Genomic DNA, 25,658 nt, shown 5'->3' on the forward strand with positions numbered 1-25,658 from the left:
CCCCTTCGCGCGGGACCGGCAGCCTGATGGGCGCCTATATTCTGCGCCGCGTCCTTCTGATGATCCCGACGCTGTTCGGGATCATGGCGATCTCCTTCGCCGTGATCCAGTTTGCGCCGGGCGGGCCGGTGGAGCAGGTCATCGCCAGGCTCACCAATCAGGGCGGCAACGATCGGCTGGGCGGCGGCGGTGGCGATGCCGGCGCCACTAATTTCGATGTCTCGGGCGACGTCAGCTCGAAATACCGCGGCGCGCAGGGGCTCGACCCTGAATTCATCAAGAAGCTGGAAAAGCAGTTCGGCTTCGACAAGCCGCCGCTCGAGCGCTTCGGCATGATGCTGTGGAACTACAGCCGCTTCGACTTCGGCGACAGTTATTTCCGCGACATCTCGGTGCTCGACCTGATCCTGGAAAAGATGCCGGTGTCGATCTCGATCGGGCTGTGGATCACGCTTCTGTCCTACCTGATCTCGATCCCGCTTGGCATCCGCAAGGCGGTGAAGGACGGCTCGACATTCGATATCTGGACGAGCGGCGTGGTGATCGTCGGCTACGCCATCCCCGGCTTTCTGTTCGGCATCCTCTTGATGGTGCTGTTTGCCGGCGGCTCGTTCTGGGACTGGTTCCCGCTGCGCGGCATCGTCTCCGACAATTGGGACCAGTTGTCCTGGCCGAACAAGATCATCGACTATTTCTGGCACATGACGCTGCCGCTGACGGCACTGGTGCTGTCGGCCTTCGCGACGACGACGCTGCTCACCAAGAATTCCTTCCTCGAGGAAATCCGCAAGCAATATGTGGTGACGGCGCGCGCCAAGGGCCTGTCCGAGCACAAGGTGCTCTACGGCCACGTCTTCCGCAACGCCATGCTGATCGTCATCGCCGGCTTCCCCGGCGCGTTCATATCAGCCTTTTTCACCGGCTCGCTGCTGATCGAGAACATCTTCTCGCTCGACGGGCTTGGCCTGCTCGGCTTCAAGTCGGTGATCGACCGCGACTATCCGGTGGTCTTCGCCAATCTCTACATCTTCTCGCTGCTCGGCCTTTTCGTCGGCCTGCTGTCGGACCTGATCTACACCTGGGTCGATCCGCGCATAGATTTCGAGCGGAGAGACGTTTGATGGCAATAGCATCGGCCGAAACCAATCCGGCCCGCGCCGCCCGTCCGTGGCTGTCGCCGCTCAACCAGCGGCGGCTGCAGAACTTCAAGGCGAACCGGCGCGGCTACTGGTCGCTGTGGATCTTCCTGCTGCTGTTCGTGCTGTCGCTGTTTTCCGAGCTGATCGCCAACGACAAGCCGATCATCGCCTCCTACAAGGGCGAGATCCTGTTTCCGGTGCTCGTCGCCTATCCGGAAGAGAAGTTCGGCGGCTTCTATGCGGTCACCGATTATCGCGATCCGGTGATCCAGGACGAGATCAATGCCAATGGCTGGATGATCTGGCCGCCGGTCCGCTACTCCTACCAGACCGTCAACAACGCCATCCCTGAAGCAGCGCCCGCCAAGCCCTCCTGGCTCTACGACAAGAAGGCGCGCTGCAGCCAATATCCGAAGGGAGACGCCGACGAGAACTGCGTCGTCGGCAATTGGAACTGGCTGGGCACCGACGACCAGGCCCGCGACGTGCTGGCGCGCGTAGTCTACGGCTTTCGCATTTCGGTGCTGTTCGGGCTTATCCTGACGCTCGGCTCCTCGCTGATCGGCGTCGCGGCCGGCGCGGTGCAAGGCTATTTCGGCGGCTGGACCGACCTTCTGTTCCAGCGCTTCATCGAGATCTGGTCGGCGATCCCGGTGCTCTATCTGCTGCTCATCGTCTCCGCGATCCTGCCGCCCGGCTTCTTCATCCTGCTTAGCCTGATGCTGTTGTTCTCCTGGGTGGCGCTGGTCGGCGTCGTGCGGGCCGAGTTCCTGCGCGCGCGCAACTTCGAATATGTCAACGCCGCGCGCGCGCTCGGCGTGCCCAACCTAACCATCATGTTCCGCCACCTTTTGCCCAACGCCATGGTGGCGACGCTGACCTTCCTGCCATTCCTGCTCTCAGGCTCGATCTCGACGCTGACCTCGCTCGACTATCTCGGCTTCGGCCTGCCACCGGGTTCCGCGTCGCTCGGCGAGCTGCTGAAACAGGCGCAGCGCAATCTCAACGCGCCGTGGCTCGGCATCTCCGGCTTCATCGTGATTTCACTGATGCTGTCGCTGCTGGTCTTCATCGGCGAGGCGACGCGCGACGCCTTCGATCCGCGCAAGACGTTCAAATGACTACAATGCGGATTGGCACCCGGCATGTTATATTTTCAATGTGGCGATACGAATTAAAGTGGGCGTGGGTGTCAATTGGCAAAACTACTGGCGACCGTGAGTGGTGAACATCCGCACGTTCTCCGCGCCGCGATCCACGAGAGGACGGAGTTATGAATAAGGTCATCCTCGAGCATTATCCCGCATCGAAACTTCCGGATGAGTTGCGTGAGGGTATAGCATTGAGTGCCTCGGTTACAGTGACCGTGGAGGAGGAGGCCAAACGGCCCCTTGCCCGCAAGCAACTGCTTGAACTTATGCGGAACGCCCAGGCCAATGCTCCAGGGACAAGCCTCGAAGAGGCTGTGGCGCGTGTTCGCGCCCTCCGTGACGAGTGGGAGGACTGATGGCCGCCTTCCGGCTTTACGTCGACACGAACATTTTCATCTACGCTTTCGAAAATAATGATGCTCTTGCAAGAAAACTGCTTCAGCTCGTGTCTTTGAACGAGGGCAGAAAGCAACCTTTCATCGCGACAAGCGAGATCGTGCTGGCTGAGTTGATGGTGGACCCTTTGAAAAAGGGCAATGCGTCGCTTATCGAGCTTTATGACAATATCTCGATTGGTAATGCCTTTATCTCGATTGGGACGGTAACTCGTGAAATCCTGTGGCACGCCGCTCAGCTTCGTTCAAAATTCGTTTCTCTCAGGCTACCCGATGCGATTCACCTCTCCACGGCAATGCACTTCGGCTGCGCACAATTCCTGACTGCCGATGTCAGATTGAAGGGCGCTTATTCTGTCGCACCGGACAGACTCGTTCCTCCGCAATTGACAGCCGAGATTTCGATTGTCCGACCGGAGATTTCCGTTCTCGATAAAATCATTACGGAAATGGAAGGATGACCGCCCCCCTGCTGTCCGTCCAAGATCTGAGCGTCGCCTTCGCGCAAGGCGGCAAGCAGTCGATTGCCGTCGACCGCGTCTCCTTCGACATCGCCAAGGGCGAGACGCTGGCGCTGGTCGGCGAATCCGGGTCGGGCAAATCGGTCTCGGCGCTCTCGGTGCTGAAGCTTCTGCCCTACCCCGCGGCCAGCCATCCTTCTGGAAAGATCCTGTTTAACGGTGCCGACTTGTTGAGCGCCAACGAGAAGGCGTTGCGCGGCGTGCGCGGCAACAAGGTCACCATGATCTTCCAGGAGCCGATGACCTCGCTCAACCCGCTGCACACGATCGAGCAGCAGATCGTCGAGGTGCTGCAATTGCATCAGGGCCTGCGCGATGCGCCGGCCCGCGCACGCACGCTGGAGCTGCTGACCGAGGTCGGCATCCGCGATCCGCAAAAGCGTCTCGATGCCTATCCGCACCAACTCTCCGGCGGCCAGCGCCAGCGCGTCATGATCGCCATGGCCCTGGCCAACGAGCCGGAGCTTCTGATCGCCGACGAGCCGACGACGGCGCTCGACGTCACCGTGCAGGCGCAGATCCTCGAACTGCTGGCGAAGCTGAAGAGCCGCAAGGGCATGTCGCTCTTGTTCATCACGCATGATCTCGGCATCGTGCGCCGGATCGCCGACCGCGTCTGCGTGATGACCAAAGGCAAGATCGTCGAGAGCGGCCCGACCAAAGAGATCTTCGCCAACCCGCAGCATGACTACACCAAGCATTTGCTTGCGGCCGAGCCGAAAGGCAAGCCGCCAGCGGCCAATCCGGATGCCAAGGCTGTCATGACAGGCAGGGACATCAAGGTCTGGTTCCCGATCAAGAAGGGCTTCTTCCGCACAACGGTCGACCATGTGAAGGCGGTCGACGGCATCGACGTCACCGTGCGGGCCGGCCAGACGCTCGGCGTGGTCGGCGAATCCGGCTCGGGCAAGACGACGCTCGGCCTGGCGCTCGCCCGGATGATCTCGTCGACCGGCACGATCAATTTCAATGGGCGGGACATCAATCAGCTTTCCTTCAGCGCCACGCGGCCGCTGCGGCGCGAATTGCAGATCGTCTTCCAGGATCCGTTCGGATCGCTCAGCCCGCGCCTGTCGGTCTCGGAGATCATCGAGGAAGGGCTGAAGATCCATGAGCCGAAGCTCACGCCCGACGAGCGCGACGACAAGGTGGTCGCGGTGCTGAAGGAGGTCGGCCTCGATCCCGAAACGCGCCACCGCTATCCGCACGAGTTTTCCGGCGGTCAGCGCCAGCGCGTCGCCATAGCGCGCGCCATGGTGCTCAATCCGCGCTTCGTCATGCTCGACGAGCCGACCTCGGCGCTCGACATGAGCGTGCAGGCGCAAGTGGTCGACCTGTTGCGCGCCCTGCAGGCCAAGCACAATCTCGCCTATCTCTTCATCAGCCATGATTTGAAAGTCGTGCGCGCCCTTGCCAATGACGTCATCGTCATGCGCAATGGCCAGATCGTCGAAGCCGGACCGTCCGAGCGGATTTTCAGCAGCCCGCAAACCGACTATACGCGGGCGCTGATGGCGGCGGCCTTCAAGATCGAGACGGCGCCGACCGGCGTGGTCAGCGAGTAGCTATTTTTCGCGCAATTCCGGACGGAAAACCGCTACACACATTTCCTGGAATTGCTTCAAACAGGGAAGAAAAATCCTAGAATGGAAAAAGGCAAAATCCTGCTTGCCCTCACGGGCATCCACCCGCAGCGCTGGCATGAGTTGCTCTCGGCCGAGCGCGAGGTCGTGCTGGAGCCGAACGGCGCCAACGATCCGTCGATCACCTATGCGGTGGTGTGGAAGCAGAAGCCCAACCTTCTCAAGTCGCTACCCAATCTGCGAGCCATCTTTTCGATCGGCGCCGGCGTCGACCATGTCTTTGCCGATCCCGGCCTGCCCGATGTGCCGATCGTCAAGATCGTCGCCGACAACCTTACCCAGCACATGGTTGAATATGTCGCCTGGCGGGTGCTCGACCACCATCGCCAGGCCATGCTCTACCGCGTTCAGCAGCAAAAGAAGATATGGCACGAGCCGCCGCAGCGGGTGGCGGGGGACATCTCCGTCGGCATCATGGGGCTTGGCAGTCTTGGCCGCGCCGCGGCTTCGGCGCTGTTGTCACTCGGCTTCGCCGTCAACGGCTGGTCGCGCAGCGAGCGGCCGATGAAGGGTGTTTCGACCTATTCCGGCGAGTCGGGGCTGATCCCGTTCCTCAACGCCACCGACATCCTGGTCGTGCTGTTGCCGCTGACGCCGCAAACCCAGGGCATCGTCAATTACGGGCTGCTCAAGGAACTGCGCAAGCGCAATGGCCTCGGCGGCGCCGTGCTGATCAATGCCGGGCGCGGACGCCTGCAGAAGGACGCCGACATATTGCGCGCGCTTGAGGACGGCACGCTGAAGGAAGCAAGCCTGGATGTGTTCGAGGTCGAGCCGCTGCCGAAGACCAGTCCGTTATGGAGCCACCCGAAAGTGTTCGTCACGCCGCATGCGGCGGCGACGTCGGATCCGGCCCATCTGGTGCCGATCATGCTTCGCCAGATGGCTGCCTACGAGCGCGGCGAAAAGCTCGAAAACCTGGTCGACCGCGAGGCGGGTTATTAGAGCGGTTCGCCGAACCGCTCTAACTCTTGTTTTCACGCAATTCCGGTCGGAAAACCGCTGCGCACTTTTCCTGGAATTGCATTGCCTGATTGCTCTCACGGAAGTGAGCTGAGCGGGATAATCGAACTCTCAGGAAGGCTTCGAGCCGGGCAGCCCGAAACTCTCCTTCTTCTTCGGCTTGCCGCAGTCGCGGCGCTCGATCGAGCGGTTCATGGCATCGATCTCGCCGCTCGCCTTGTTCTTGTCGCGCTGTGCCTTGGAGCGCGTGTCAGGCATGAACGGGCCGAAGCCCATCGCCGGATTGGAGAAGCCCGGCTTGGCGGTGGCAGGCAGATTGTTCTGCTGTGCCAGTTGATTGCGCTGCGCCAGCAATTGATCGCAAGGCACATCGTCATATTGCAATGAGGATTGGACATCCTCGTCCTGACGCTCGGCCATCGATGTGCCGCCGACGCATCCGGCGACCGACAGGCAAGACGCCAACGCAACCATGGTCCAGCGCATGGATCCCTCCTTAAAGCAATTCCAGGAAAAGTGCGTATCGGTTTTCCGTCCGGAATTGCGTAAAAACAAAGATTTGGTATCCGCCCCGCGCGATCCCGACCATGCTATTCAGGCTTTTTCGCAGCAAGCACGGGCTCATGCGGTTTCTGGATTCCTCTTCGGAGCAGCTGTGGCCGGGAAGCCAGCCACGATGGCAAGGCCTTCGATGGGATCGCGCCGGTCGTGCCGGATAATCATGCTTTCCAGCGACAGGACCGCAAGCCCGTTGGCGGCAAGCACGCGCCGCGCATAGGCCTCGGAATGGGCATAGCGCCGTGACGGCCGCAGGGCAAAATCACCGCCGCCGGCAAGCGTCTCGACCGAAAACGCGACCATGCCGCCATCGGCAAGCATGCCGGCCACCGCGCCGACAATGCGTTCGAGCGCCCCGACATAGATGAACACGTCGGCCGCGACCACGAGGTCGGCTCCCGCGCCAGGGTGAGAAAAATGCTGAAGATCGGCCTTGGCCAGCAGGTCGTAGATGCCTTTGGCTTTGGCTTTCTTCAACATGCCGGCCGAGATGTCGTAGCCTTCCAGCCGGTCGACGAACGGGCGCAGCCTTTCGCCCATCAGGCCGGTGCCGCAGCCGAGGTCGAGAGCCAGCCGAAATCGGCCGGGCCTTGCCTTGCGGATGGCGTGCCTGAGAAAATCCGGCAATCCGTAGCCAAGCTTGTGGACGAGCGATTCCTCGAAACTGTCGGCGTAGTGATCGAACAAGGTCTCGACAAAGGCGCTGGGCGGCGCCGCGGCGGCGGGCGCCTTGCCGATCAGTTGAAGCTTGAGCGCGGCGCCAAGTCGGTCCGCGGGCTCCAGCTTCAGCGCCATGGCCCAGGCTCGCGCGGCCTGGTCGAGCAGGCCAGCCGCTTCCTGCATCTCGCCGAGGCGAAACCAGCCGGCGGCCCATTGCGGCGCGAGTTCCAGCGCGCCAAGCAAAAGCTCCGCCGCCTGCGCGGGCTCACCCGACGCGAGCAGCATCTCGGCGAAATCGGCACGACGGTCGGCGTTCAAATCGCCCGACGAGGCCTGGAGCGGGTTCATCTCTTGAAGGATCCTACCGGCGAGGCGAGCCGGCGGCCGGCTCTACAGCATGATCCCGAACCGAAGGTCAGCGAAGCAAAAAGTGGGAACCGGTTTTCGGAAAGAGATCATGCTCAACAAAGAGTTAGATCGTGATGGCGTTTCGACGAAACGCGATCGCGATCTAGGACGAGTCAGCAGTCTCTTGCAACAGGCTTCCCGCGCGGAATTTAGCCACTATCTTGGTGCGATGCGCGCCAGCGACCTGCTCAAATCCCGGCCGGAAGGCCTCTATTGCCCGCCCGGCGATTTCTTCATCGACCCGGTGCGGCCCGTCGAGCGGGCGCTGATCACGCACGGCCATTCCGACCACGCACGCTCCGGCCATCGCTCGGTGCTCGCCACCCAAGAGACGCTCGACATCATGGGGCTGCGCCATGGCGAGGATTTCGCCGGAACGACGCAGGCAGCAGCGCTTGGCGAAACGGTCGACATCAATGGCGTTTCCGTTTCCTTCCACCCGGCCGGGCATGTGCTGGGCTCGGCGCAGATCGCCGTCGAGCACCAGGGCATGCGCATCGTCGCCTCCGGCGACTACAAGCGCCAGAAGGACGCCACGTGCCTGCCGTTCGAGCCAATCCGGTGCGATGTCTTCATCACCGAAGCGACCTTCGGCCTGCCGGTGTTCCGCCATCCGCCGGATCATGAGGAAATCGCGCGCGTGCTCAAATCGGCGGCGCAGTTTCCCGAACGCTCGCATCTGATCGGCGCCTATGCGCTCGGCAAGGCGCAGCGCGTGATGCGGCTGCTGCGCGACGACGGCTACGACAGGCCGATCTATATCCATGGCGCGCTTGCGAAGCTCAGCGAATACTATCAAGGCCAGGGCATCGATCTCGGCCGGCTGGAGCCTGGGACCGTGGAGAGCGGCAGCAAGGCCGATTTCGCAGGCGCGATCGTCGTCGGCCCGCCGTCGGCCTTCGCCGACCGCTGGGCGCGGCGTTTTCCGGATCCGATCTCCTGCTTCGCCTCGGGATGGATGCGCATCCGCCAGCGCGCCAAGCAGGGCGGCGTCGAGCTGCCGCTGATCATTTCCGACCACGCCGACTGGGACGAGCTGATCATCACGATCAAGGAAACCGGCGCCGGGGAGATCTGGGTGACGCATGGCCGCGAGGAGGCCTTGGTGCGCTGGTGCGAACTGGAGGGAATTGCGGCGAGGCCGCTGCACCTCGTGGGGTATGAGGACGAGGGCGATTGATGGAGCAGTGTTCGCCAATCGTCGCCGCCGAGTTCTACGGCGCCCCCCTCTGTCCTGCCGGACATCTCCCCCTCAAGGGGGGAGATTGGCAGCTTCCGCGCCGGCGCATCTCCTGCGACGCCGGAGATTGGCGAAAGCTTGCGCGACATCCGATCTCCCCCCTAGAGGGGGAGATGGCCGGCAGGCCAGAGGGGGGCGCCTCGCGCCGACTTTCGTCATTGGCGTGGTCCACAACGCCATGAACCGCTTCGCCGAACTCCTCGACCGCCTTGTCCTGACGCCGTCGCGCAACGGCAAGCTGACGCTGCTGACCGACTATTTTCGCGGTGTCGAGGACCCCGATCGCGGGCTGGCGCTGGCGGCGATCACCGGCGACCTGTCGATCGCGGCGGTGAAGCCGGCTATGCTGCGCGCGCTGGTGGTCGAGCGCATGGACCCGGTGCTGTTCGGTTATTCCTACGACTATGTCGGCGACCTCGCCGAAACGGTGTCGCTGGTCTGGCCGCAACCGGCCGGGCATGTTCCCAACCATCAGCCCACGCTTGCAGAGGTGGTCGGCAAGCTGCAGGCCGCCAGCCGATCGGACGGACCCAAGGTGCTGGCGCGGCTGCTGGACGACGCCAGTATCTCGGCGCGCTTCGCTATCATCAAGCTGGTGACCGGCGGCTTGCGCATCGGCGTTTCAGCGCGGCTCGCCAAGCAGGCGCTGGCCGAGCTTGGCAAAGTCGACGTCGCCGAGATCGAGGAGCTTTGGCACGGGCTGGCGCCGCCTTACACCGAGCTGTTCGCCTGGCTGGAAGGCAAAGCGGACAAGCCGAAGAGCGCGGCGCTGGCGCTGTTCCGGCCGGTGATGCTTTCCAATGCCGTCGACGACGGCGACCTCGAAAAGCTCGAACCGGCCGACTACGCGGCGGAATGGAAGTGGGACGGCATCCGCGTGCAGGCGGTGTGCGAAGGCGGCGTCCGCAGGCTCTATTCGCGCACCGGCGACGATGTGTCCGGTGCCTTCCCGGACCTTGCAGCGGCAATGAATTTCGAAGCGGCGCTCGATGGCGAGCTGCTGGTCGGCGACCCGCGCGAGGCGACCGGGACCTTCTCCGACCTGCAGCAGCGGCTGAACCGCAAGAGCGTCTCGCCAAAAATCCAGCAGCAATATCCGGCTTTCATGCGCTGCTACGACGCGCTGCAGATCGACGGCGAGGATTTGCGCGCGCTGCCCTTCGCAGAGCGCCGCAAGCACCTTGAAGCCTTCGTCAACACGCTCGACCCCGGCCGCTTCGACCTCTCGCCGCTGGTCGCGTTCCCCGATTGGGAGACGCTGGAGCGGCTGCGCCAGGCGCCGCCGCATCCAATCATCGAGGGGGTGATGCTGAAGCGCTGGGATTCGCCCTACCTCGCCGGCCGGCCGAAGGGGCCGTGGTTCAAATGGAAGCGCGACCCGCATACCATCGATGCGGTGCTGATGTATGCACAGCGTGGCCACGGCAAGCGTTCCAGCTTCTATTCCGACTACACGTTCGGCGTCTGGTCCGGCCCCGAGGGTTCGGAAGAGCTGGTGCCGGTCGGCAAGGCCTATTTCGGCTTCACCGATGAGGAGCTGCGAGAGATCGACAAATATGTGCGCGACAACACGATCGAGCGCTTCGGGCCGGTGCGCTCGGTGCGCGCCGATCGCCGGAACGGCCTGGTGCTGGAGGTGGCGTTCGAAGGACTCAACCGCTCGACCCGCCACAAATCGGGCGTCGCGATGCGCTTTCCCCGCATTTCACGGCTGCGCTGGGACAAGCCGGCCGCGGAAGCCGACCGCATCGAGACGCTGCAGGCACTGTTGGATTAGTTAGGAAATCCAGCGCCGGCGCTTCACCCCACCCGCGCCTGCGGCGCGACCTCCCCATCGAGGGGAGGTAGGAGGTGGCGCTAACCCCTACCTCCCCTCGATGGGGAGGTCGCGCCGCAGGCGCGGGTGGGGTGGAGCGCCAACGTCGGGCAGGCTCTCAAGCGGAGGCTATTCCGCGATCGAAACGCGGATCTCGTAGATATCGACGGACTTGCCCTTCTGGTCGAAGTCGGAGTTGACGGCGATGGTGCCGGCGGCGCCCGGGTGCTTGTTGGGGAACTGGACGTCGAACAGATATTCGTTGCGTTCGTGGCCGACCGCGTAGCGCTTGCGGCCGCAATCGCCGAGATCGCCGAAATTGCAGTCGACCGAAATCTGCGTCTCCTTGCCCTCTTCCGAGCGGGCGACGATGTCGAACATGGCGTGCTTGCCCGCGAGCTTCTCCAGCACGCCCTGGCCGACATCGAAGGCAATGGCCGAGCCCGACGCGCCGGAGCGGATGCGCAGGAACTGGCCGGTGTCGTCCTTCATCACCTCGGCGGCGGCGTCGGAAGGCGCGCTGACATGGGTGGGATCGGCGGGCGAGAAGACGTTGATCCAGTTCTTCGACTGGTCCGCCTCGCCCGGCTTCTGCGGCGAGCCGGGTTCGGCCGGCTGCGAGGAGTCCTCGTCGTCCAGCGTCGGCGTCGGTTCGGGCGGGCCGGTGTTGAGCTCGGCTGCAGTCTTGAAGACCCCGGTCTGCTTGGCGAAATAGAGGCCGATGCCGGCGGCCGCGAGCAATGTCGCGACGACGAAGATCGCGGTCAACGGCAGGCGTCGCCCCCTGATCCGCCGCTCGTCACGGTCTGGCGCGACCTGCGCGCCATTGCCGACCGGAGCACCCGGCGAATCATCGAGCGACGGGGCGTTGGGAAGCGCCGTTTCGTCCGGCATGATGTCGGGCACACGCGGCAGCACGCGCGAGCGCGGCTGGTCCGAAGCATCGGGCTGGACCGGGCCGTCAAAGGTGATCGAGGGCGACGACGCTGATTGCGCCGGCGGCAAGGGAGCGTCGACCGATGGCGCGACCGATGCGACTGGTTCGTCGACGCGAGGGCTCGGCGCGCCACTGCCGGCCGGCACGACGTTTTCCGGCGGCAGCGTCACATCGGGCACCGCAGGCAGGAATTCGGACTCGATCTCCGTGATCTTGGCCTGCACCGCCTTGCGGCGGCCGATGGCGGCCTCGACCGTGATGTTCGGGTTGGCCTGCAGGACGCGGTCCAGCGCGGCAAAGGCCGATCGATAGACCTTCTCGCGGAACGCCCGGTCCTCGGCATTGCCTTTCTCGAAGGCATTGCGGATCGCTTTCTCGATGGCGTCCAAGCGAACTCCCTCTGTGCTTTCGCTCACAGTTCCCTGATCGTTGGCCGCAGGCGACCAATCAACGGGCGAGCGGCTGCCTTGCCGGCCAAAGCCATTTCGGCATTTTTTGTTGAAGAATCAACATTTTTCCACGCAGCCGGTCGGCCGTTGGGATCGGCCGGGTGTAAAAAGCGGCCGGCTCGCGCAAGGCATCGGACGTCAGCCGCGCTCATAGGCGGCAATCCCGGGCCGGAATCCGCCGCAGCCATCTTGAATTAACGAGCGGTTGAGTCTATCACGCAGCCATTCTGGAAGCGTGATGCTTCCCGGGCCGCTTTAGCTCAGTTGGTAGAGCACATCATTCGTAATGATGGGGTCGCGTGTTCGAGTCACGCAAGCGGCACCAAAATTTTTCTGAATTAAATCAAGCCTTCCGGTGTTCGACTCCGGCGCGGCGTTTCTAGGTTTGGCTTACGCTGCCTTACACCGTTTTGCGTGGACTTACCCATTCCGACAGGATTTGTCGGAATGGCCAGGGTGTAGGGGTGGGATCGCAAATGGCTGCCACCACGGCTGCCGCGATCTACATAGTCGAGAGCCGCAGTTTATTGCATGTCAAAGCCGCTCAGTTCTCACACTGCCGTTGCCTCTGGGGAGGAGGGGAATTGTCCGTTACAAACGGCTCAAGTGTCGAGCATGTCCCACTCGTCGCCGAGCACCCAACGAATAGCGGACAGCTTGCCGCTGAGCATTCCCCACTCGAAATCGGTCCACGGGCCTAGCTCGTCGGGGTAGTGCTCTTCGGCGGACTTCATGGCCGCAATCATACCGTCCCATATCTCGTCTACGATCATACCTCGGCGCTCTTTGGGCGTGCCGGCGTCCCAGACTTCCCGTGGAACCCGCTTCTGCCTACCGCTTTCGACATCAGGCGAAAATTTTCGGCAGCCAGAAACGCAGAGATGATCGACTTAAGTGCCTTCGCCAAGCTATGTCACGATGCCGGCCTTCCGATGTACTCGGAGCGATATTGGCGTGACCGCTGTCGCGGGCTCTGAGAAAATACCATGTACGGCGCGACTATGCTGAAGAGTTATGCCGCATTCTCGTGGCGGACGCGTCTTAGCGTCTGGACTCAATCAGCTTAACGGTGGGCACGGCATCCGACCCAGTGCGGGCGCCGTAAGGGTGCAATTCCGGGCTATCGATGAGAGCGAATCTCCTTGGCGGCACTGCCGAATATTTCCTCCAGGAGTTCGATCATGGGCCTTGTGCCCTTCTCCTGGGTGAAGATGTCTGCTGCAACTCGCAGAGCGCCGACCGAGATCATCGCGACGGTGCGCAATGCTGTTGATCGTTCGGGCTCCGGCCACCGCTCTTTGAGCGCTGCGTAGATTTCACCTTCCTGCTGTACGTAGAATGCCTGCTTGCGCGCCTGCACGCTCGGGCTCGTCCGCATCAGTCGGTCCAGCTCAATCATGTCGTTGGCTGGAATAGCGTCACAAACGCTGACGACCGCATCCCATACAGCGTCTATTGGCGTGGAGCCTGCGGGAGCGTTTCGCACCGCATCTGTCAGCAGCTCACCAATCCCACTTAGGACGGACAGCAGAATCTCGTCCTTTGACGTGAAGTAGTAGAAGAAGGTTCTGCGCGAGATTCCGGCTGCAGCAGCGATTTCGTCGAGTGTTGTCTGATCGACGCCACGCTTGAGGAAAAGAGCGATGCCCTTCTCCGTGATGCGTTTTTTCGTCTCGCGCTTCTTCCGCTCCCGCAGGCCGCCGCCCTCTTTACCGTCACGCCCGGAGTTATCCAACTCGGCCCCCTTGCAAAATCACACTCAGTGCGATATTTATTTTACACCAAGTGCGGAAATTATGAAAGGACGCAAGATGGCAAAGTGGAACGCCGGTGACATCCCCGACCAGCATGGACGAACCGCGATCGTAACTGGAACTGGTGGGTTAGGATTGGAGACGGCCCTCGCGCTCGCCCGAGCCGGATGCGACGTGACCATCGCCGGTCGCGACCCTCAAAAGGGCGGCGACGCGGTATCCCGCATCAAACAGGCCGTTCGCGGTGCGACGGTACGGTTCGGGAAGCTTGATCTTGCCGACCTGTCGTCGGTTGCCTCATTCGCAAAGCACATGGAGAACGAGAGGCAGAGCCTTGACCTTCTGGTGAATAACGCCGGGGTCATGCTCCCGCCGCAACGGCAAGAGACCAGAGACGGCTTCGAACTGCAGTTCGGTACGAACTACTTCGGTCACTTCGCCTTGACGGCTCGTCTGAAGTCGCTCCTCTCGAAAGGCAAGGACGCCCGCGTCGTAACGCTCTCAAGTCTGGCTGCAAATGGTGGACAGATCTATTTTGACGACATCAATCTCGAGAAGAACTATCGCCCAATGGCTGGTTACAGCCAATCGAAGCTCGCATGCTTGATGTTCGCCCTAGAGCTTGATAGCCGCAGCCGCGCTGCTGGATGGGGCTTTTCGGGCATGGCGGCCCATCCCGGCGTCTCACGGACCGATCTCGTGCACAACACGCTTGGTCGGCGAAGCGTTGCGGGTTTGGCGCGGTCACTTTTGTGGTTCCTGCTCCAGCCCGCATCACAAGGCGCGCTGCCCTCGCTATACGCGGCTACGTCCGTCCAGGCGGAGGGAGGTGGCTATTACGGTCCCGACCGGTTTCGTGAAACTCGTGGGCATCCGCATCCTGCACGTATTCCCCCACAGGCACTAGATCCGGTGGTCAGACGAAGATTATGGGAAATTTCTGAAAGAATGACCGAGGTGGCGCTGAGATGACGTTCAGTCCGAGCGGTCGTCGGATTCGAATACGAGCAGCTTTACCGAGCGAAGCTAGTGCATTCGGTGATTGCAGCGTCCGTCAAGAACTCGCCACCATCGTTACAGCACCTGGACTCTAGCTCAGACGACCGACGCTAGGCGTGCCACTTCTGCATCAGTCAAGGGGCTTCCGTGCAGCTAATCTAACAAAAATGTGCCAAGAATCGCTGGACAAAACTGTCGGAATTTGTCGGATCATTCTTACATCGTAAAAAACCATTTATTTTCAAAAGGTTACAGAGACGCCCAGCCTTCGTAATGATGGGGTCGCGTGTTCGAGTCACGCAAGCGGCACCAAAAATTCTCCAAGAGAACCAAACTGTTACCGGAGGCCGGGCGCTTAACCGGTCTGCCCGTGAACCAAGCATAGGCAACGGGGCAGGTAACAAAAAAATGCCCGGCTGTCTCGTTTTGCCTGCGGCCGCGCGCCAGGCGCAGTCCGCGCCAGAGCGCACAATCGTGCCCGGACCCCATTTTCAGAGGCGCTACGACAAGGGCCGACGACGTCAAGCGAATATCCGTCAATGGATATGAGATTGCCTACGTCGAAGCGGGCAAAGGCGATCCCGTCATATTCATTCACCGGTTTGCAAGACTATCGAATGCGGAGCGTGCAGCTTCCAAAATTCGCAGCGGACGGCGCCTTCCCTTGAGGGCAGGTAATCTGCCCCAACGGAATAAGGGGCTATATCTTTGGTCCCTTCGGACCAATGCGCTTGGCAGGATGGACCTCGGTCGATTGTGGGCCAGTGGGCAAATCAGACAGTCTCGCGATCGCACCGGCTGATAACCCCAAGCCCCCCGCCCATCGGTCGGTGCATAGCCCGGCTTGCGGACCTCAAAATCCTAACCACAAAAGCGAGCCGGGCTTTCATCTGTGCGCCGGTGCCGAGGCGCAGATTGTCGGAAATGCGATGAGGAGTTGGAGGGTCTATCACGTCGATTTCGGAGCAGGCGGCAACAGCCCGCTTCTAACTGAGATCGGAAGCGTTGAAGCCGATAATCTTTTGGCAGCGGTAATGAAGGCACAAGCCTTGTGGCCCGATGAAAGGTCTATGACCGTCCGCCCGGCCGGAGAAGACAGCCAATCGGTGCAGCCGCCGGTTCCGCGGCGCGACACCGATTAAACGCAAGGAGCGATCCGGCGGCCGCTTCGGCTCCAAAGCCTCGACATGATCCGCCCACGCATTCAGTGCTGCCCGGCGTGTCACGCAAGCGGCATCAGTCTTTCCACGCCTTCCCAGCCCTGCACCACGTCATCGGCGCATCTCGGCCATTGTCGGGAATCGCTGTTGGTGGGAAACTCCACTTGTCAGCATGGGAGGCCAAAATGCCCAATAGTTTCAAGACCGGAGACGTCGTCAGGCTGAAATCCGGAGGCCCGGAAATGACAATCAGCGACGGCGCGGCCTCCGGCATGTATCTGTGCCACTGGTTCAACCGCGAGGGCGACGTCTGGACGCCGCAGCATGCCGGCTTCAAGCCGGACCAGCTGGTGGTGGTCGACCAGCCGAGATAGTCGTCGCTTTCCGCTTTTCGGGGACGCTCCGGGCCGGCGCAGCCGGATCCGATGGATTTTTTGTCCGGTCGAGGAAGGACCGACGGATTTTGCTCGTCGCCGCGTTTAACGGCTGAAGCCTGGCCGCCACTGGCCCCGCCCAACCGGAGACGAGAGCATGATCCGCCCTACGATATTTGTCGTTGCCCTCGGCTTGCAGACCGCGGCCGCGGTCGCCCAGACAACGACGCCGACCCCTGCCCCCGCACCGGCCCAGACGGCGCCGAGCACCTCGGCTGCCGCTGCCGCCAAGTGCGGCCTCGCCAAGTCCGGCCCGACGCTGGAAAAGTTCGAGGCACGCCGGGAAAAGGTGTTCATGCGCGCGGATACGGACAATGACGGCAAGGTCAGCCTCGCCGAATGGACCGCTTTCCAGACCGAGCGCAAGGCCAAGGGCGATCCGGCCAAATCCTTCGCTCGCATGGACACCAACAAGGACGGCTTCGTCGACAAGGCCGAGCTCGACGCCCTGCCGGCCAAGCGCTTTGCAAGGCTCGACAAGAACAGGGACGGCGTGCTCAGCGCCGAGGAGAGGCCGGGCCACAAAACCGCTCCCAATCAGGAGCAATGACCAAGAGGTTATGCCGCATAATGACAATCGCGAGCGCCCGGGTTGATGGGCGCCGATCCGGACGAGGAACTGGTGCGCCGCATCGGCGCCGGCGACCCCGCCGCCGTGCAGGCGATGGTGGCGCGCAAGCTGCCGCGCATCCTGGCCCTGGCCGTCCGGATGCTCGGCGACGCGGCGGAGGCCGAGGACGTCGCCCAGGAGACTTTCGTGCGTATCTGGCGCCACGCCTCGGGCTGGCGCCAGGGGCGCGCACGCTTCGACACCTGGATCCACCGCGTTGCGCTCAACCTCTGCCACGACCGGCTGCGGCGCCGACGCGAATGGACGACGGACGAGCTGCCGGAGGTGGCCGACGAGGCGCCGCTTCCCGATGCCCTGCCGGGCGACGACGAGCGGCGGGTCAGCCAAGCGCTGCAGCGCATCGCGCCGCGGCAGCGCGAGGCGATCGTGCTGGTGTATTATCAGGAGCTGTCCAATATCGAGGCGGCCAGCGCCATGCAGGTCAGCGTCGATGCGCTGGAAAGCCTGCTCGCGCGTGGCCGACGCGCATTGCAGGCCATGCTTATCGGAGACGATGGCGATGACTGAGACAGCGAGGGAATTGCCGGCTTTGCGGATGATGACGTGGGGGGCCACGTCGGAACGGTGGAAGGGGAAGCGAGATGGCTGAGAAAACTGCGGAAGGGCCTATGGACGCCGAGCGTTTTGCCGCGCTGGCGGATGCCTATGGCAGCGCATTGCATCGCTGGCCGCCGGCCGAACAGGCAGCCGCCTTGCTGTTTGCCGGGACCGAGGAAGGCAGCGCCATCCTGCGGCGCGCCGTCAGGCTCGACGCCCTGCTCGACCGGCATAGCGTCGAGGCGCCAAGCTCCGCGCTTTATGGCACGATCGTCGCCCGGGGGACGGCAGACGTCAGGCAAGGCCGGCGCCAGCGGTTCTGGTGGCTGGGCTTCGGGCTTGCGGGCATCGGCCTCGCCGGCGCCGTGGCCGGGCTGGCGTTGATGACCGTCGTTACCCCGGACGCTCCCTCCGACCATTATGTCATGGACGCCAATGCGACGTCGTTCGGCGATGCCGGTCCCGACGCCGACCAGACCGAGGAGGATCTATGAGCCCCCGTCTTGTCGCGGCATCGCTGGTGCTGAATGTTTTTCTGATCGGCGCGGTGGCCGGCGGCGCCGGCTGGCTGATCGGCAAATCCAATCCGGGCTATTCGCTGGAATCGGCGGGCGGCCGGCTGCCCGCCGCCGACCGCAAGGTCTTCCGCCAGGCGCTGCGCGAAGTTCGCCGGGAATCGCGAGATGTCATCCTCGACGGCCAGGCCGCAAGGCGCGAGGCCGCCAACCTCCTGCAACAGCCAACGCTGGACACGGCAGCTCTCGCGGCAGCGCTCGAGCGGGCGCGCAATGCCGATGTAACCATCCGCACGAGGCTGGAACAACGCATCATCGAATTCGCGGCATCAGGCTCGCCGGAGGATCGTCAACTGCTGGCGGACGCCCTGTTGCGGCGTGCCGGCAGGCAGCCGCCCGCAAAAAAATCGCCGTAGGCAGCGACGGAAAGCGCCGGCGACGCCGTTCAAGGGAAAGAGGGACAGGCCTGTGACCGCCTTTGGCGGGCAGGTTCTCTTCAACCTAGAAACTTTCGGGAGTATCCCATGAACAGTCTGACAAAGTACTCCATCGCGGCCGCGCTCGCCATCGGCGGGACGGCCGCGGCAAGCGCCGCCTCGGCGATGCCGATCGCATCGGTTGCGCCGGCGTCCGCAATGATAGAGCACGTCGCCTGGGGGTGCGGTCCGGGCTGGCATCCCAACCACTGGGGCCGCTGCGCCCCCAATCGCCGCGTGATCCATCCCGGCTATTATTACTGGGGCGGGCCGCGCGTCTATATCGGCCCGGTCTGGCATCCCTATCACCGCTGGCACCATTGGCGCCGCTGGTGATGATCCGCTCATGACGCCGATGCTGCGGCCGGCGTCATGAGCGCCCTTGCAATCCCTGGAACATGCCGACGCGATCGGCGTCGGCTTCGGACGGAGGCTTCGTTGGCCACACCGGTTGCAAATCCGATACCGCCGGATCCGGCCCTGGTCGCGTTCAATCGCTTCGGCCTCGGCGCAAGACCAGGCGACGAGCTCGGCAAGATCGCCGTCGATCCGCGCGGCTACCTCAAGGCCGAGCTCAACCAGCAGGACATCGCGCTCATTCCCCCCGACGATCCGCGGAACGTCGGGTTGCTGGACAGCACCGCGGCAATCCAGGCCAGCATGGCGGCAGCCATGGAGCGCAAAACGGCGCGGGACGAGAAGGCGGCGGCCGCCATGCAGCCGATGGCAGCAGCTGATCCAACCGGCCTTGCCGAGACAAAAGCCAAACCCGCGGTGCCGCGCGTCGAGGTCGATATCTATCGCGACGAAGCGCAGGCTCGTTTCGACAAGGCGCTCGCCGCGACACCCGGCTTCGTGGAGCGGCTTGTCGGCTTCTGGTCGAACCATTTCTGCGTCTCCGCCGCCAAGGCGCCGGTCGTGCGGGCATGCGCCGGCGCCTTTGAGCGCGAGGCGATCCGCCCCTTCGTGCTCGGCCGCTTCGCCGATATGCTTTTGGCTGTCGAGCACCATCCGGCAATGCTGTTCTATCTCGACAACCAGCAGTCGATCGGGCCGGATTCGCGCGCCGGCAAAAGGCGCGGCCGCGGCCTCAACGAGAACCTCGCCCGCGAGATCCTGGAGCTGCATACGCTTGGCGTCGGCAGCGGCTATGCCCAAGCCGACGTCACCAGTTTCGCCGGCATGCTGACCGGCTGGACGATGGCCGGCCGCAAGGGACGGCTTGGAGAACCGGGCACATTCGTCTTCAACGCCAATGCCCACCAGCCGGGCCAGGCGATGCTGCTCGGCAAAACCTATCCCGACGGCGGCAAGGGCCAAGCGGAGGCGGCGCTCAACGACATCGCCCGCCATCCGGCGACCGCGCGGCACATCGCCACCAAGCTTGCCCGCCATTTCATCGCGGACGATCCGCCGCCGGCGGCCGTCGCCCGCCTGGCTGCGGTCTTCACGAAAACCGACGGCGACCTGCGGTCGGTCGCGCTGACGCTGATCGACATGCCCGAAGCCTGGTCGACGCCGCTCGCGAAGCTACGCTCGCCATTGGACTACATCGTCGCGCTGCGGCGGGCGATCGGTTCTGCCGCCGGCAACGAACCGCAACGGTCGCTTCACTGGCTGCGGGCGCTTGGCGAACCGCTGTGGCAGCCACCGGGGCCGAACGGCTTTTCCGACCAGGCGGATGCATGGGCCTCCGCCGAGGGCCTCAAGACGCGGCTGGATATTGCTTGGCAGGCCGCGAAGCAGGCGGACGACATCGGCAATCCCAACGAGATGCTGGCGTCGCTGATCGGCGCGTCCGTATCGGCCGAGACACGGCAGGCGATTTCGCGCGCCGAGTCCAGGCAGCAGGGCCTGGCGCTGCTGTTGATGGCGCCAGAATTCCAGCGACGGTAATCCCAGCAATGGAGATGGGGCCATGAGCCTTCTTTGCGAAACCCCCAACCTGTCCCGCCGCGCGGTGCTGATGACCGGCGGCGCGCTGTTTGCCTGGGCTTTCCTGCCGCGCTTTGCCCGCGCGGCCGACAATCGCGACCCGCGCCTGATCGTCATCGTGCTGCGCGGCGCGCTTGACGGGCTGTCGACGGTCGGGCCGGTCGGCGACCCCGACTATGCCGGCCTGCATGGCGATATCGCGCTTTCGCTCTCCGGCGCCAACGCGGCATTGCCGCTCGACGGTTTCTTCGCCGTCAACCCGGCAATGCCGGTGTTTGCGCGCCTGTTCAAGGCAAGCCAGGCGGCGGTGGTGCACGCGGCCGCGACCGGCTACCGCGACCGCTCGCATTTCGACGGCCAGGATGTGCTGGAAAGCGGCCTGCCCGGCCCAGGCAATGCCAGCACCGGATGGCTCAACCGGGCGCTGACCAGCCTGCCGGCGGGCGACAGGATAGCGAAGACCGGCGGGCTCGCGGTCGGGCCTTCGACGCCGTTGGTGATCCGCGGCGCCGCTCCCGTTCTCGGCTGGGCGCCGCAGGCCTTGCCGACGCCCGGCGATGCGCTGGCTGAGCGCGTGCTCGACCTCTACAACCATCGCGACCCGCTGCTGGCGGCAGCCCTGCAGAAAGGCCTCGATGCCGACCGGATGGCGATGGGCGACCAGCTCGACGGCAAGACGATGAAGCCGAAGGGCGGTCTCGACAATGCCGCCGGCATGCGGCAGTCGGCGCAGGGCGCGGCGAGGCTGATGGCGGCCGATGACGGGCCGCGCATCGCGGCTTTAGCCTTCGACGGCTGGGACACGCATGTCAACGAGGGCGGCGCGACGGGCCGGCTCGCCAATCTGCTCGGCGGCCTCGACGGTGCCTTCGAGGAATTCGAGAAAGAGCTCGGCGCGCGCTGGAAGGACACGGCTGTCGTCGCCATCACCGAGTTCGGCCGCACGGCGCGCATCAACGGCACCGTCGGCACAGATCACGGCACCGGCACGGTGGTGCTGCTTGCCGGCGGCGCGATCAAGGGCGGCCGCGTCATCGCCGACTGGCCGGGGCTGAAGCCGGCCCAGCTCTACGAACAACGCGACCTTGCGCCGACCAGCGATGTGCGCGCAGTGCTGAAGGGCTTGCTGGCGGATCAGTTCGGGCTCTCCGCGGCCGTGCTAGGCGACAAGGTGTTTCCGGAGTCGGTGGCGGTGAGGCCGATGCGGGACTTGGTGGCGTGAGCTTCGACTTTCCCATTGGCGACAAGCGCCAGCGCTGTAATTCGTCATCCACGGGCGGAGCAAGGAGCGAAGCGACGCGCGTAGACCCGAGGATCCATGCCGTGGCGCTGAGGCGTCGCCACGGTGCAGATTTCTGCCCTTGCTGCATCCCTCGGCTAAAGTCACGGAATGGATCCTCGGGTCTCCGCGTCCGCTCCGCTCCCGCTCCGCCCGTGGATGACGAAGCTGAGAGGCTTCGGCCAATCACGAACGTTTTCGGGAGGCCCGACGAAATGAACCCTCGTGTGAGGAGCTCAACAAAAAAGCCCGCGCCGTCTCCAGCGCCGGCGTTCATCCCCAGAAAGAACGTTACAAAGCCGGGCTGTCGCCAAGCGTCGCCACTGTCTTCAGCGCGCCGTCCAGCATGTCGCCTTTTTCGTCCTTCAGCGCCGCTTCCCGCAGGCGGCGGATCCAGTCGGCGGCGTCTTCACGGCCCTTGAGCATGGCGAGCGCCGAGAGCACACGGTCGAATTTCGACTGCGCTCGGGCATGGGTATCGCTATAGCCCTTGATCAGCCGGCGGCAGTTCAGGATCTCGGTGCCAAGCGCATAGTTTTCGCGCACATGGGCGAGCGACAGTTCGTACCAGCGCTCCAGGTGCTCGACCTCTATCCTGTGACGCAGCAGGCGGCGGCGCCAGCGGCGCAGGCCGCCGATGAACCAGAGCGCGGCGAAGCCGGTAAGGCTGTCGGTGCGGATGCGGCGGCCGCGATTGATGCGGCGGTCGAGGAAGGCGGCGAGCTTCGGCCGGTTCTCGATATAGCTGCCGAGACCTGCCGGCAGCGTGCCGCAGAATTCCTCGATGCGCGGATGGAAATATTCGGTCACCTGCAGGACCGAACCTTCCCCGACGCCGACCTCCTTGCGCACCCGCCTGTCGCGGGTCGAACGCGTCTTCAGATCGGCGACGCGGATCATGTCGTCATAGCACATCGCGTTGGCCAGATGTTTCGCCGCCGCGATCGACAAAGCGTAGCCGTGCTCCGCATCGTCCAGCGCAACCGCCTTGTCCAGCCGGTCGAGATATTCGCCGCCATAGGCGATGTCCTGGTAGTCGACGACTTTCTTCAGGCCGCGTTCGGCCATGTCGCGCACCGGCACCGGCAGCGCCGCGACTCGGGCCGCAAGCTCCTGCCAGCCTTTCAGCAGGATTTCCGGTCCGCTGACCTTTGCCGTTGACCTGGGTTCGGCAACGGCAGGTTTCGCCACCGCCTTTTCGGCGGCCGGCGCTGCCGCGATCCCTCGCGCGCGGTCACAGGCGGCGGCGAAGGCTGCAAGGCTCGCCTTGACGCCACGGCCGCCGGCGCCGATCGCCTGCTCATAGCTCTCGCGGGTGAAGGGCAGCGCGTCGGAGCCGGCCAGCGCGCCGAGCAGGCTGGCAGAAATCATGGTGCCGTTCTCGGCGGCGATCTTTTCCATGTCGAAGGCAATGAAGCGCTTTGCGGCCGCCTGCGCCGTCGCATGCACCTTCTCCGACGAGGCGCGGCCGTCGCCGGGCTCGATCTTTTCGGAGACGGCGGCGATGCGGTGCGAGGAAGCAATCAGCGTCGTGCGCTCGGGCGTGACGAAGCCACGGATGATGGCGCGGCCGGCCTCCATCAGCTCGGCGGCGATCAATATGTCGACGTCGCCCTGTGAGGGCGACAGCGCGAAGACCGGAAGCCGGCCGGTGTCGCGGGCCATCTCGATGTAATAGATCGTGGCGCCGGTGCGCTGGGCAACGCCGGCCACCGAAGTCGATTGGGCGATATAGCCGTTGCGCTCGGCGACGTCGGTGATCCAGTCGGCAAGCACGCCGCCGCCCTGGCCGCCGACCGCGAGCACGGCGAGTTTTATCACGCGCTCGTCGTCTAGGGCGCCCGTCTTCGGGCGCAGCGCTGCGCTGGGGTCAAGCATCGGCGAACACCAAGCGGCGGCTTTCGCGGCGCCGCTGCAACAGGCCGATCACGGCGCGGCGCGTGCTTTCCAGGAAACGGTCCCAGCGGCCGGGATTGTGCACGACATCGGCGCGGTAGAAGGATGGGCAGAGCACGGCGGCATCCGCCACTTCGCCGCAATTGCCGCAGCCGACGCAGTTCTGGTCGATCGAGGCCACCGGATCGTCGCGCAGCGGATCGTCGAGCGACTTCACCGACAGCGACGGACAGCCGGAGAGCCGCATGCAGGCATGGTCGCCGGTGCAGATGTCCTCGTCGACACCGAATTTCGGCTTCACCACCCTTGTCCCGCCCTTGATCGCCTTGTCGACCAGCGGCTTCTCGCGGCGCTGGCGGTTCAGCATGCATTCGGAAGAGGCCACGATGACCTTTGGTCCCTTCTCCTCGGTGGTCAGCGCCTCGCGCAAAGTGGCCTGCATCTTGCCGACATCATAGGTGCGGTCGATGTGGCGCAGCCATTTGACGCCCATGCCCTTCACCGCTTCATCGATCGGATGCCGGGTCGACTTGGTGCGGTTCAAGGCGCGCGACGACAATATGTCCTGGCCACCGGTGGCGGCCGAGTAGAAATTATCGACGATGACGATGACGCCGTCATTCTTGTTGAAGACGGCGTTGCCGATCGAGGAGGTGAGGCCATTGTGCCAGAAGCCGCCGTCGCCGACGAAGGAGATGGAGCGGCGCTTGGCGTCGGGCGAATTGAAGGCCGATGCCGAGGCCGGCCCGAGCCCGTAGCCCATGGTGGTGGCGCCGAGCTCGAAGGGCGGCATGATCGAGAACAGATGGCAGCCGATGTCGGAGGCGATGTGGTGCTTGCCGAGCTCCTGCTCGACCAGCTTGGTCGCGGCAAAGATCGGCCGCTCCGGACAACCTATGCAGAAGCCTGGCGGGCGTCCGGGAACGACGTTGATGAGATCGGCGGTATCGACACCCTCGCCAAGCTTGTTCGGCGCACGCACCTCGCCCGGCAGCAGATGTGGAGCGTTGGCGCGCAGGAAGGAGCCGATGCCATCGAGCATCACCTGTCCGGTGTATTCGCCGGCCATCGGCAGATGCTCCTTGCCGACCAGCCTGGTGCCGCGCCCGGCCTTGTGCAGCATCGCGGCAAAGGCCTGCTCGATATAGTTGGGCTGGCCTTCCTCGACGACCAACACCGCCTGCTTTCCCTCGCAGAAGGAAAGGAACTCATCGTCCACCAGCGGGTAGACGGCGTTCAGCACATAAAGCGGCACGTCGGTGTCGCCATAAGTGTCGGCAAGGCCGAGCCGCTGCAGCGCGCGGATGACGGAATTGTACATGCCGCCCTGCATGACGATGCCGACCGAGCCATGGTCCGGTCCGAACATCTCGTTGATCTTGCGGCTCTTGATGAAATCGACCGCTGCCGGCCAGCGTTTGGCGACTTTCTCCTTCTCATGCAGGAAGGAGGCAGGCGGCAGCACGATGCGGCCGGTGTCACGGCGCGGCGCCGACAGCGCATCGGCGACCGACATAGGCGGGCGCTTGTTGTCCTTGGCGGTGAAGTGGCCGTGCACGTGACAGCAGCGGATGCGCACCTGCAGCATAACCGGCGTGTTCGAGACTTCCGACAGCTCGAAGCCGTCCTCGACCGCCTTGACGATCGAGGGTAGGTTCGGGCGCGGGTCGAGCAGCCAGACCTGGCTCTTCATGGCGAAGGCGTGGCTGCGCTCCTGCATGATCGAGGAGCCCTCGCCATAATCCTCGCCGACGATGATCAGCGCGCCGCCGGTGACGCCGCCGGACGCCAGGTTCGCCAGCGCATCGGAAGCGACGTTGGTGCCGACCGTCGACTTGAAGGTGGCCGCACCGCGGATCGGATAATGCACGGATGCGGCGAGCATGGCGGTGGCGGTCGCTTCCGAGGCGCTGGCCTCGAAATGCACGCCGAGCTCGCCCAGAATGTCCTGCGCGTCGGCCAGCACATCCATCAGATGGCTAATCGGCGCGCCCTGGTAGCCGCCGACATAGCCGACGCCGCATTGCAAGAGCGCCTTGGTGATGGCGAGGATGCCCTCGCCTGCGAATTCCTCGCCGGCGCCCAGCCTCAGCTTTTCGACTTCCTTGGCAAAAGACCGTTCGGCCATGTCTGCCTCCTTCCGTTGCCGCCTGCCCATTGCC

25 protein-coding genes and 1 tRNA gene are annotated in these 25,658 nt (G+C 63.9%); 18 read left to right on the forward strand and 8 right to left on the reverse strand.

What is annotated here, in order from left to right:
- Positions 1-26: 26 nt before the first annotated feature.
- The 6 genes from RFM98_RS10045 to RFM98_RS10070 all read left to right on the forward strand — a co-directional run bounded on the left by RFM98_RS10045 (position 27) and on the right by RFM98_RS10070 (position 5,794).
- Complete coding sequence (locus RFM98_RS10045; protein ID WP_320308712.1) at positions 27-1,121, forward strand: microcin C ABC transporter permease YejB; 1,095 nt, start codon at positions 27-29, stop codon at positions 1,119-1,121.
- The gene (locus RFM98_RS10050; protein ID WP_320308713.1) at positions 1,121-2,260 is read left to right on the forward strand and encodes an ABC transporter permease; all 1,140 of its coding nucleotides are present in this window, start codon (positions 1,121-1,123) and stop codon (positions 2,258-2,260) included. The genes RFM98_RS10045 and RFM98_RS10050 overlap by 1 nt, the downstream gene beginning before the upstream one ends.
- 152 nt (positions 2,261-2,412) lie before the next feature.
- Positions 2,413-2,646, forward strand: a complete 234-nt coding sequence (locus RFM98_RS10055) for a hypothetical protein (RefSeq protein WP_320214228.1) — start codon at positions 2,413-2,415, stop codon at positions 2,644-2,646.
- On the forward strand, positions 2,646-3,146 hold the full coding sequence (locus RFM98_RS10060) for a type II toxin-antitoxin system VapC family toxin (RefSeq protein ID WP_320214227.1): 501 nt from the start codon (positions 2,646-2,648) through the stop codon (positions 3,144-3,146). Before RFM98_RS10055 ends, RFM98_RS10060 begins: the two co-directional genes overlap by 1 nt.
- Positions 3,143-4,771 (forward strand): ABC transporter ATP-binding protein, encoded by a 1,629-nt coding sequence (locus tag RFM98_RS10065; RefSeq protein ID WP_320308714.1) that lies wholly within the window; start codon positions 3,143-3,145, stop codon positions 4,769-4,771. The genes RFM98_RS10060 and RFM98_RS10065 overlap by 4 nt, the downstream gene beginning before the upstream one ends.
- An 81-nt stretch (positions 4,772-4,852) precedes the next feature.
- A complete protein-coding gene (locus RFM98_RS10070) occupies positions 4,853-5,794 on the forward strand; it encodes a 2-hydroxyacid dehydrogenase (RefSeq protein ID WP_320308715.1) in 942 nt (313 codons plus the stop codon).
- 129 nt (positions 5,795-5,923) lie between these two features.
- Here RFM98_RS10070 and RFM98_RS10075 read toward each other — a convergent pair whose 3' ends face one another.
- Both RFM98_RS10075 and RFM98_RS10080 read right to left on the reverse strand, forming a co-directional pair.
- On the reverse strand, positions 5,924-6,298 hold the full coding sequence (locus RFM98_RS10075) for a hypothetical protein (RefSeq protein ID WP_320308716.1): 375 nt from the start codon (positions 6,296-6,298) through the stop codon (positions 5,924-5,926).
- 135 nt (positions 6,299-6,433) lie between these two features.
- Positions 6,434-7,378, reverse strand: a complete 945-nt coding sequence (locus RFM98_RS10080; RefSeq protein ID WP_320308717.1) for a methyltransferase domain-containing protein — start codon at positions 7,376-7,378, stop codon at positions 6,434-6,436.
- A gap of 229 nt (positions 7,379-7,607) precedes the next feature.
- Between RFM98_RS10080 and RFM98_RS10085 the strand changes: the two genes are divergently transcribed.
- Together RFM98_RS10085 and RFM98_RS10090 are read left to right on the forward strand one after the other, a co-directional pair.
- The gene (locus RFM98_RS10085; RefSeq protein WP_320308718.1) at positions 7,608-8,618 is read left to right on the forward strand and encodes a ligase-associated DNA damage response exonuclease; all 1,011 of its coding nucleotides are present in this window, start codon (positions 7,608-7,610) and stop codon (positions 8,616-8,618) included.
- Between the two features lie 238 nt (positions 8,619-8,856).
- Entirely contained in the window at positions 8,857-10,455 is a 1,599-nt protein-coding gene (locus tag RFM98_RS10090) for a cisplatin damage response ATP-dependent DNA ligase (RefSeq protein ID WP_320308719.1), read from the forward strand.
- A gap of 168 nt (positions 10,456-10,623) precedes the next feature.
- Here the strand turns inward: RFM98_RS10090 and RFM98_RS10095 are convergent, their stop codons facing one another.
- Together RFM98_RS10095 and RFM98_RS10100 are read right to left on the reverse strand one after the other, a co-directional pair.
- Positions 10,624-11,820, reverse strand: a complete 1,197-nt coding sequence (locus RFM98_RS10095) for a hypothetical protein (protein WP_320308720.1) — start codon at positions 11,818-11,820, stop codon at positions 10,624-10,626.
- A gap of 23 nt (positions 11,821-11,843) precedes the next feature.
- A complete protein-coding gene (locus RFM98_RS10100; RefSeq protein ID WP_320308721.1) occupies positions 11,844-12,032 on the reverse strand; it encodes a hypothetical protein in 189 nt (62 codons plus the stop codon).
- A gap of 97 nt (positions 12,033-12,129) precedes the next feature.
- Here RFM98_RS10100 and RFM98_RS10105 point away from each other — a divergent pair.
- Positions 12,130-12,205: transfer RNA gene (locus RFM98_RS10105), tRNA-Thr, on the forward strand.
- A 277-nt stretch (positions 12,206-12,482) separates the two neighbouring features.
- Here the strand turns inward: RFM98_RS10105 and RFM98_RS10110 are convergent.
- The gene (locus RFM98_RS10110) at positions 12,483-12,653 is read right to left on the reverse strand and encodes a hypothetical protein (RefSeq protein ID WP_320308722.1); all 171 of its coding nucleotides are present in this window, start codon (positions 12,651-12,653) and stop codon (positions 12,483-12,485) included.
- A gap of 347 nt (positions 12,654-13,000) precedes the next feature.
- A complete protein-coding gene (locus RFM98_RS10115) occupies positions 13,001-13,615 on the reverse strand; it encodes a TetR/AcrR family transcriptional regulator (RefSeq protein ID WP_320308723.1) in 615 nt (204 codons plus the stop codon).
- 76 nt (positions 13,616-13,691) lie between these two features.
- Between RFM98_RS10115 and RFM98_RS10120 the strand changes: the two genes are divergently transcribed.
- The 9 genes from RFM98_RS10120 to RFM98_RS10160 all read left to right on the forward strand — a co-directional run bounded on the left by RFM98_RS10120 (position 13,692) and on the right by RFM98_RS10160 (position 21,543).
- Positions 13,692-14,606: an SDR family oxidoreductase gene (locus tag RFM98_RS10120; RefSeq protein WP_430682292.1), complete on the forward strand. Its 915-nt coding sequence runs from the start codon at positions 13,692-13,694 to the stop codon at positions 14,604-14,606.
- A gap of 1,372 nt (positions 14,607-15,978) precedes the next feature.
- On the forward strand, positions 15,979-16,167 hold the full coding sequence (locus tag RFM98_RS10125) for a YodC family protein (protein WP_073989443.1): 189 nt from the start codon (positions 15,979-15,981) through the stop codon (positions 16,165-16,167).
- A gap of 157 nt (positions 16,168-16,324) precedes the next feature.
- The gene (locus RFM98_RS10130) at positions 16,325-16,777 is read left to right on the forward strand and encodes an EF-hand domain-containing protein (RefSeq protein WP_320308725.1); all 453 of its coding nucleotides are present in this window, start codon (positions 16,325-16,327) and stop codon (positions 16,775-16,777) included.
- 45 nt (positions 16,778-16,822) lie between these two features.
- Positions 16,823-17,365: an RNA polymerase sigma factor gene (locus RFM98_RS10135; protein ID WP_320308726.1), complete on the forward strand. Its 543-nt coding sequence runs from the start codon at positions 16,823-16,825 to the stop codon at positions 17,363-17,365.
- A 74-nt stretch (positions 17,366-17,439) separates the two neighbouring features.
- On the forward strand, positions 17,440-17,889 hold the full coding sequence (locus tag RFM98_RS10140; RefSeq protein WP_320308727.1) for a hypothetical protein: 450 nt from the start codon (positions 17,440-17,442) through the stop codon (positions 17,887-17,889).
- Positions 17,886-18,326 (forward strand): periplasmic heavy metal sensor, encoded by a 441-nt coding sequence (locus RFM98_RS10145; RefSeq protein ID WP_320308728.1) that lies wholly within the window; start codon positions 17,886-17,888, stop codon positions 18,324-18,326. Before RFM98_RS10140 ends, RFM98_RS10145 begins: the two co-directional genes overlap by 4 nt.
- Before the next feature lie 108 nt (positions 18,327-18,434).
- Entirely contained in the window at positions 18,435-18,722 is a 288-nt protein-coding gene (locus tag RFM98_RS10150) for a GCG_CRPN prefix-to-repeats domain-containing protein (RefSeq protein ID WP_320308729.1), read from the forward strand.
- Positions 18,723-18,824: 102 nt separating this feature from the next.
- Entirely contained in the window at positions 18,825-20,282 is a 1,458-nt protein-coding gene (locus RFM98_RS10155; RefSeq protein WP_430682286.1) for a DUF1800 domain-containing protein, read from the forward strand.
- Positions 20,283-20,304: 22 nt separating this feature from the next.
- On the forward strand, positions 20,305-21,543 hold the full coding sequence (locus RFM98_RS10160; RefSeq protein ID WP_320308730.1) for a DUF1501 domain-containing protein: 1,239 nt from the start codon (positions 20,305-20,307) through the stop codon (positions 21,541-21,543).
- A 348-nt stretch (positions 21,544-21,891) separates the two neighbouring features.
- On the opposite strand, the gene RFM98_RS10165 is transcribed toward RFM98_RS10160, so the two are convergent.
- Positions 21,892-23,478 (reverse strand): indolepyruvate oxidoreductase subunit beta family protein, encoded by a 1,587-nt coding sequence (locus tag RFM98_RS10165; protein ID WP_320308731.1) that lies wholly within the window; start codon positions 23,476-23,478, stop codon positions 21,892-21,894.
- On the reverse strand, positions 23,471-25,624 hold the full coding sequence (locus tag RFM98_RS10170) for a thiamine pyrophosphate-dependent enzyme (protein WP_320308732.1): 2,154 nt from the start codon (positions 25,622-25,624) through the stop codon (positions 23,471-23,473). The genes RFM98_RS10165 and RFM98_RS10170 overlap by 8 nt, the downstream gene beginning before the upstream one ends.
- Between the last annotated feature and the right edge of the window lie 34 nt (positions 25,625-25,658).

Source organism: Mesorhizobium australafricanum (genome assembly GCF_033977265.1).
Taxonomy (GTDB): domain Bacteria; phylum Pseudomonadota; class Alphaproteobacteria; order Rhizobiales; family Rhizobiaceae; genus Mesorhizobium; species Mesorhizobium australafricanum.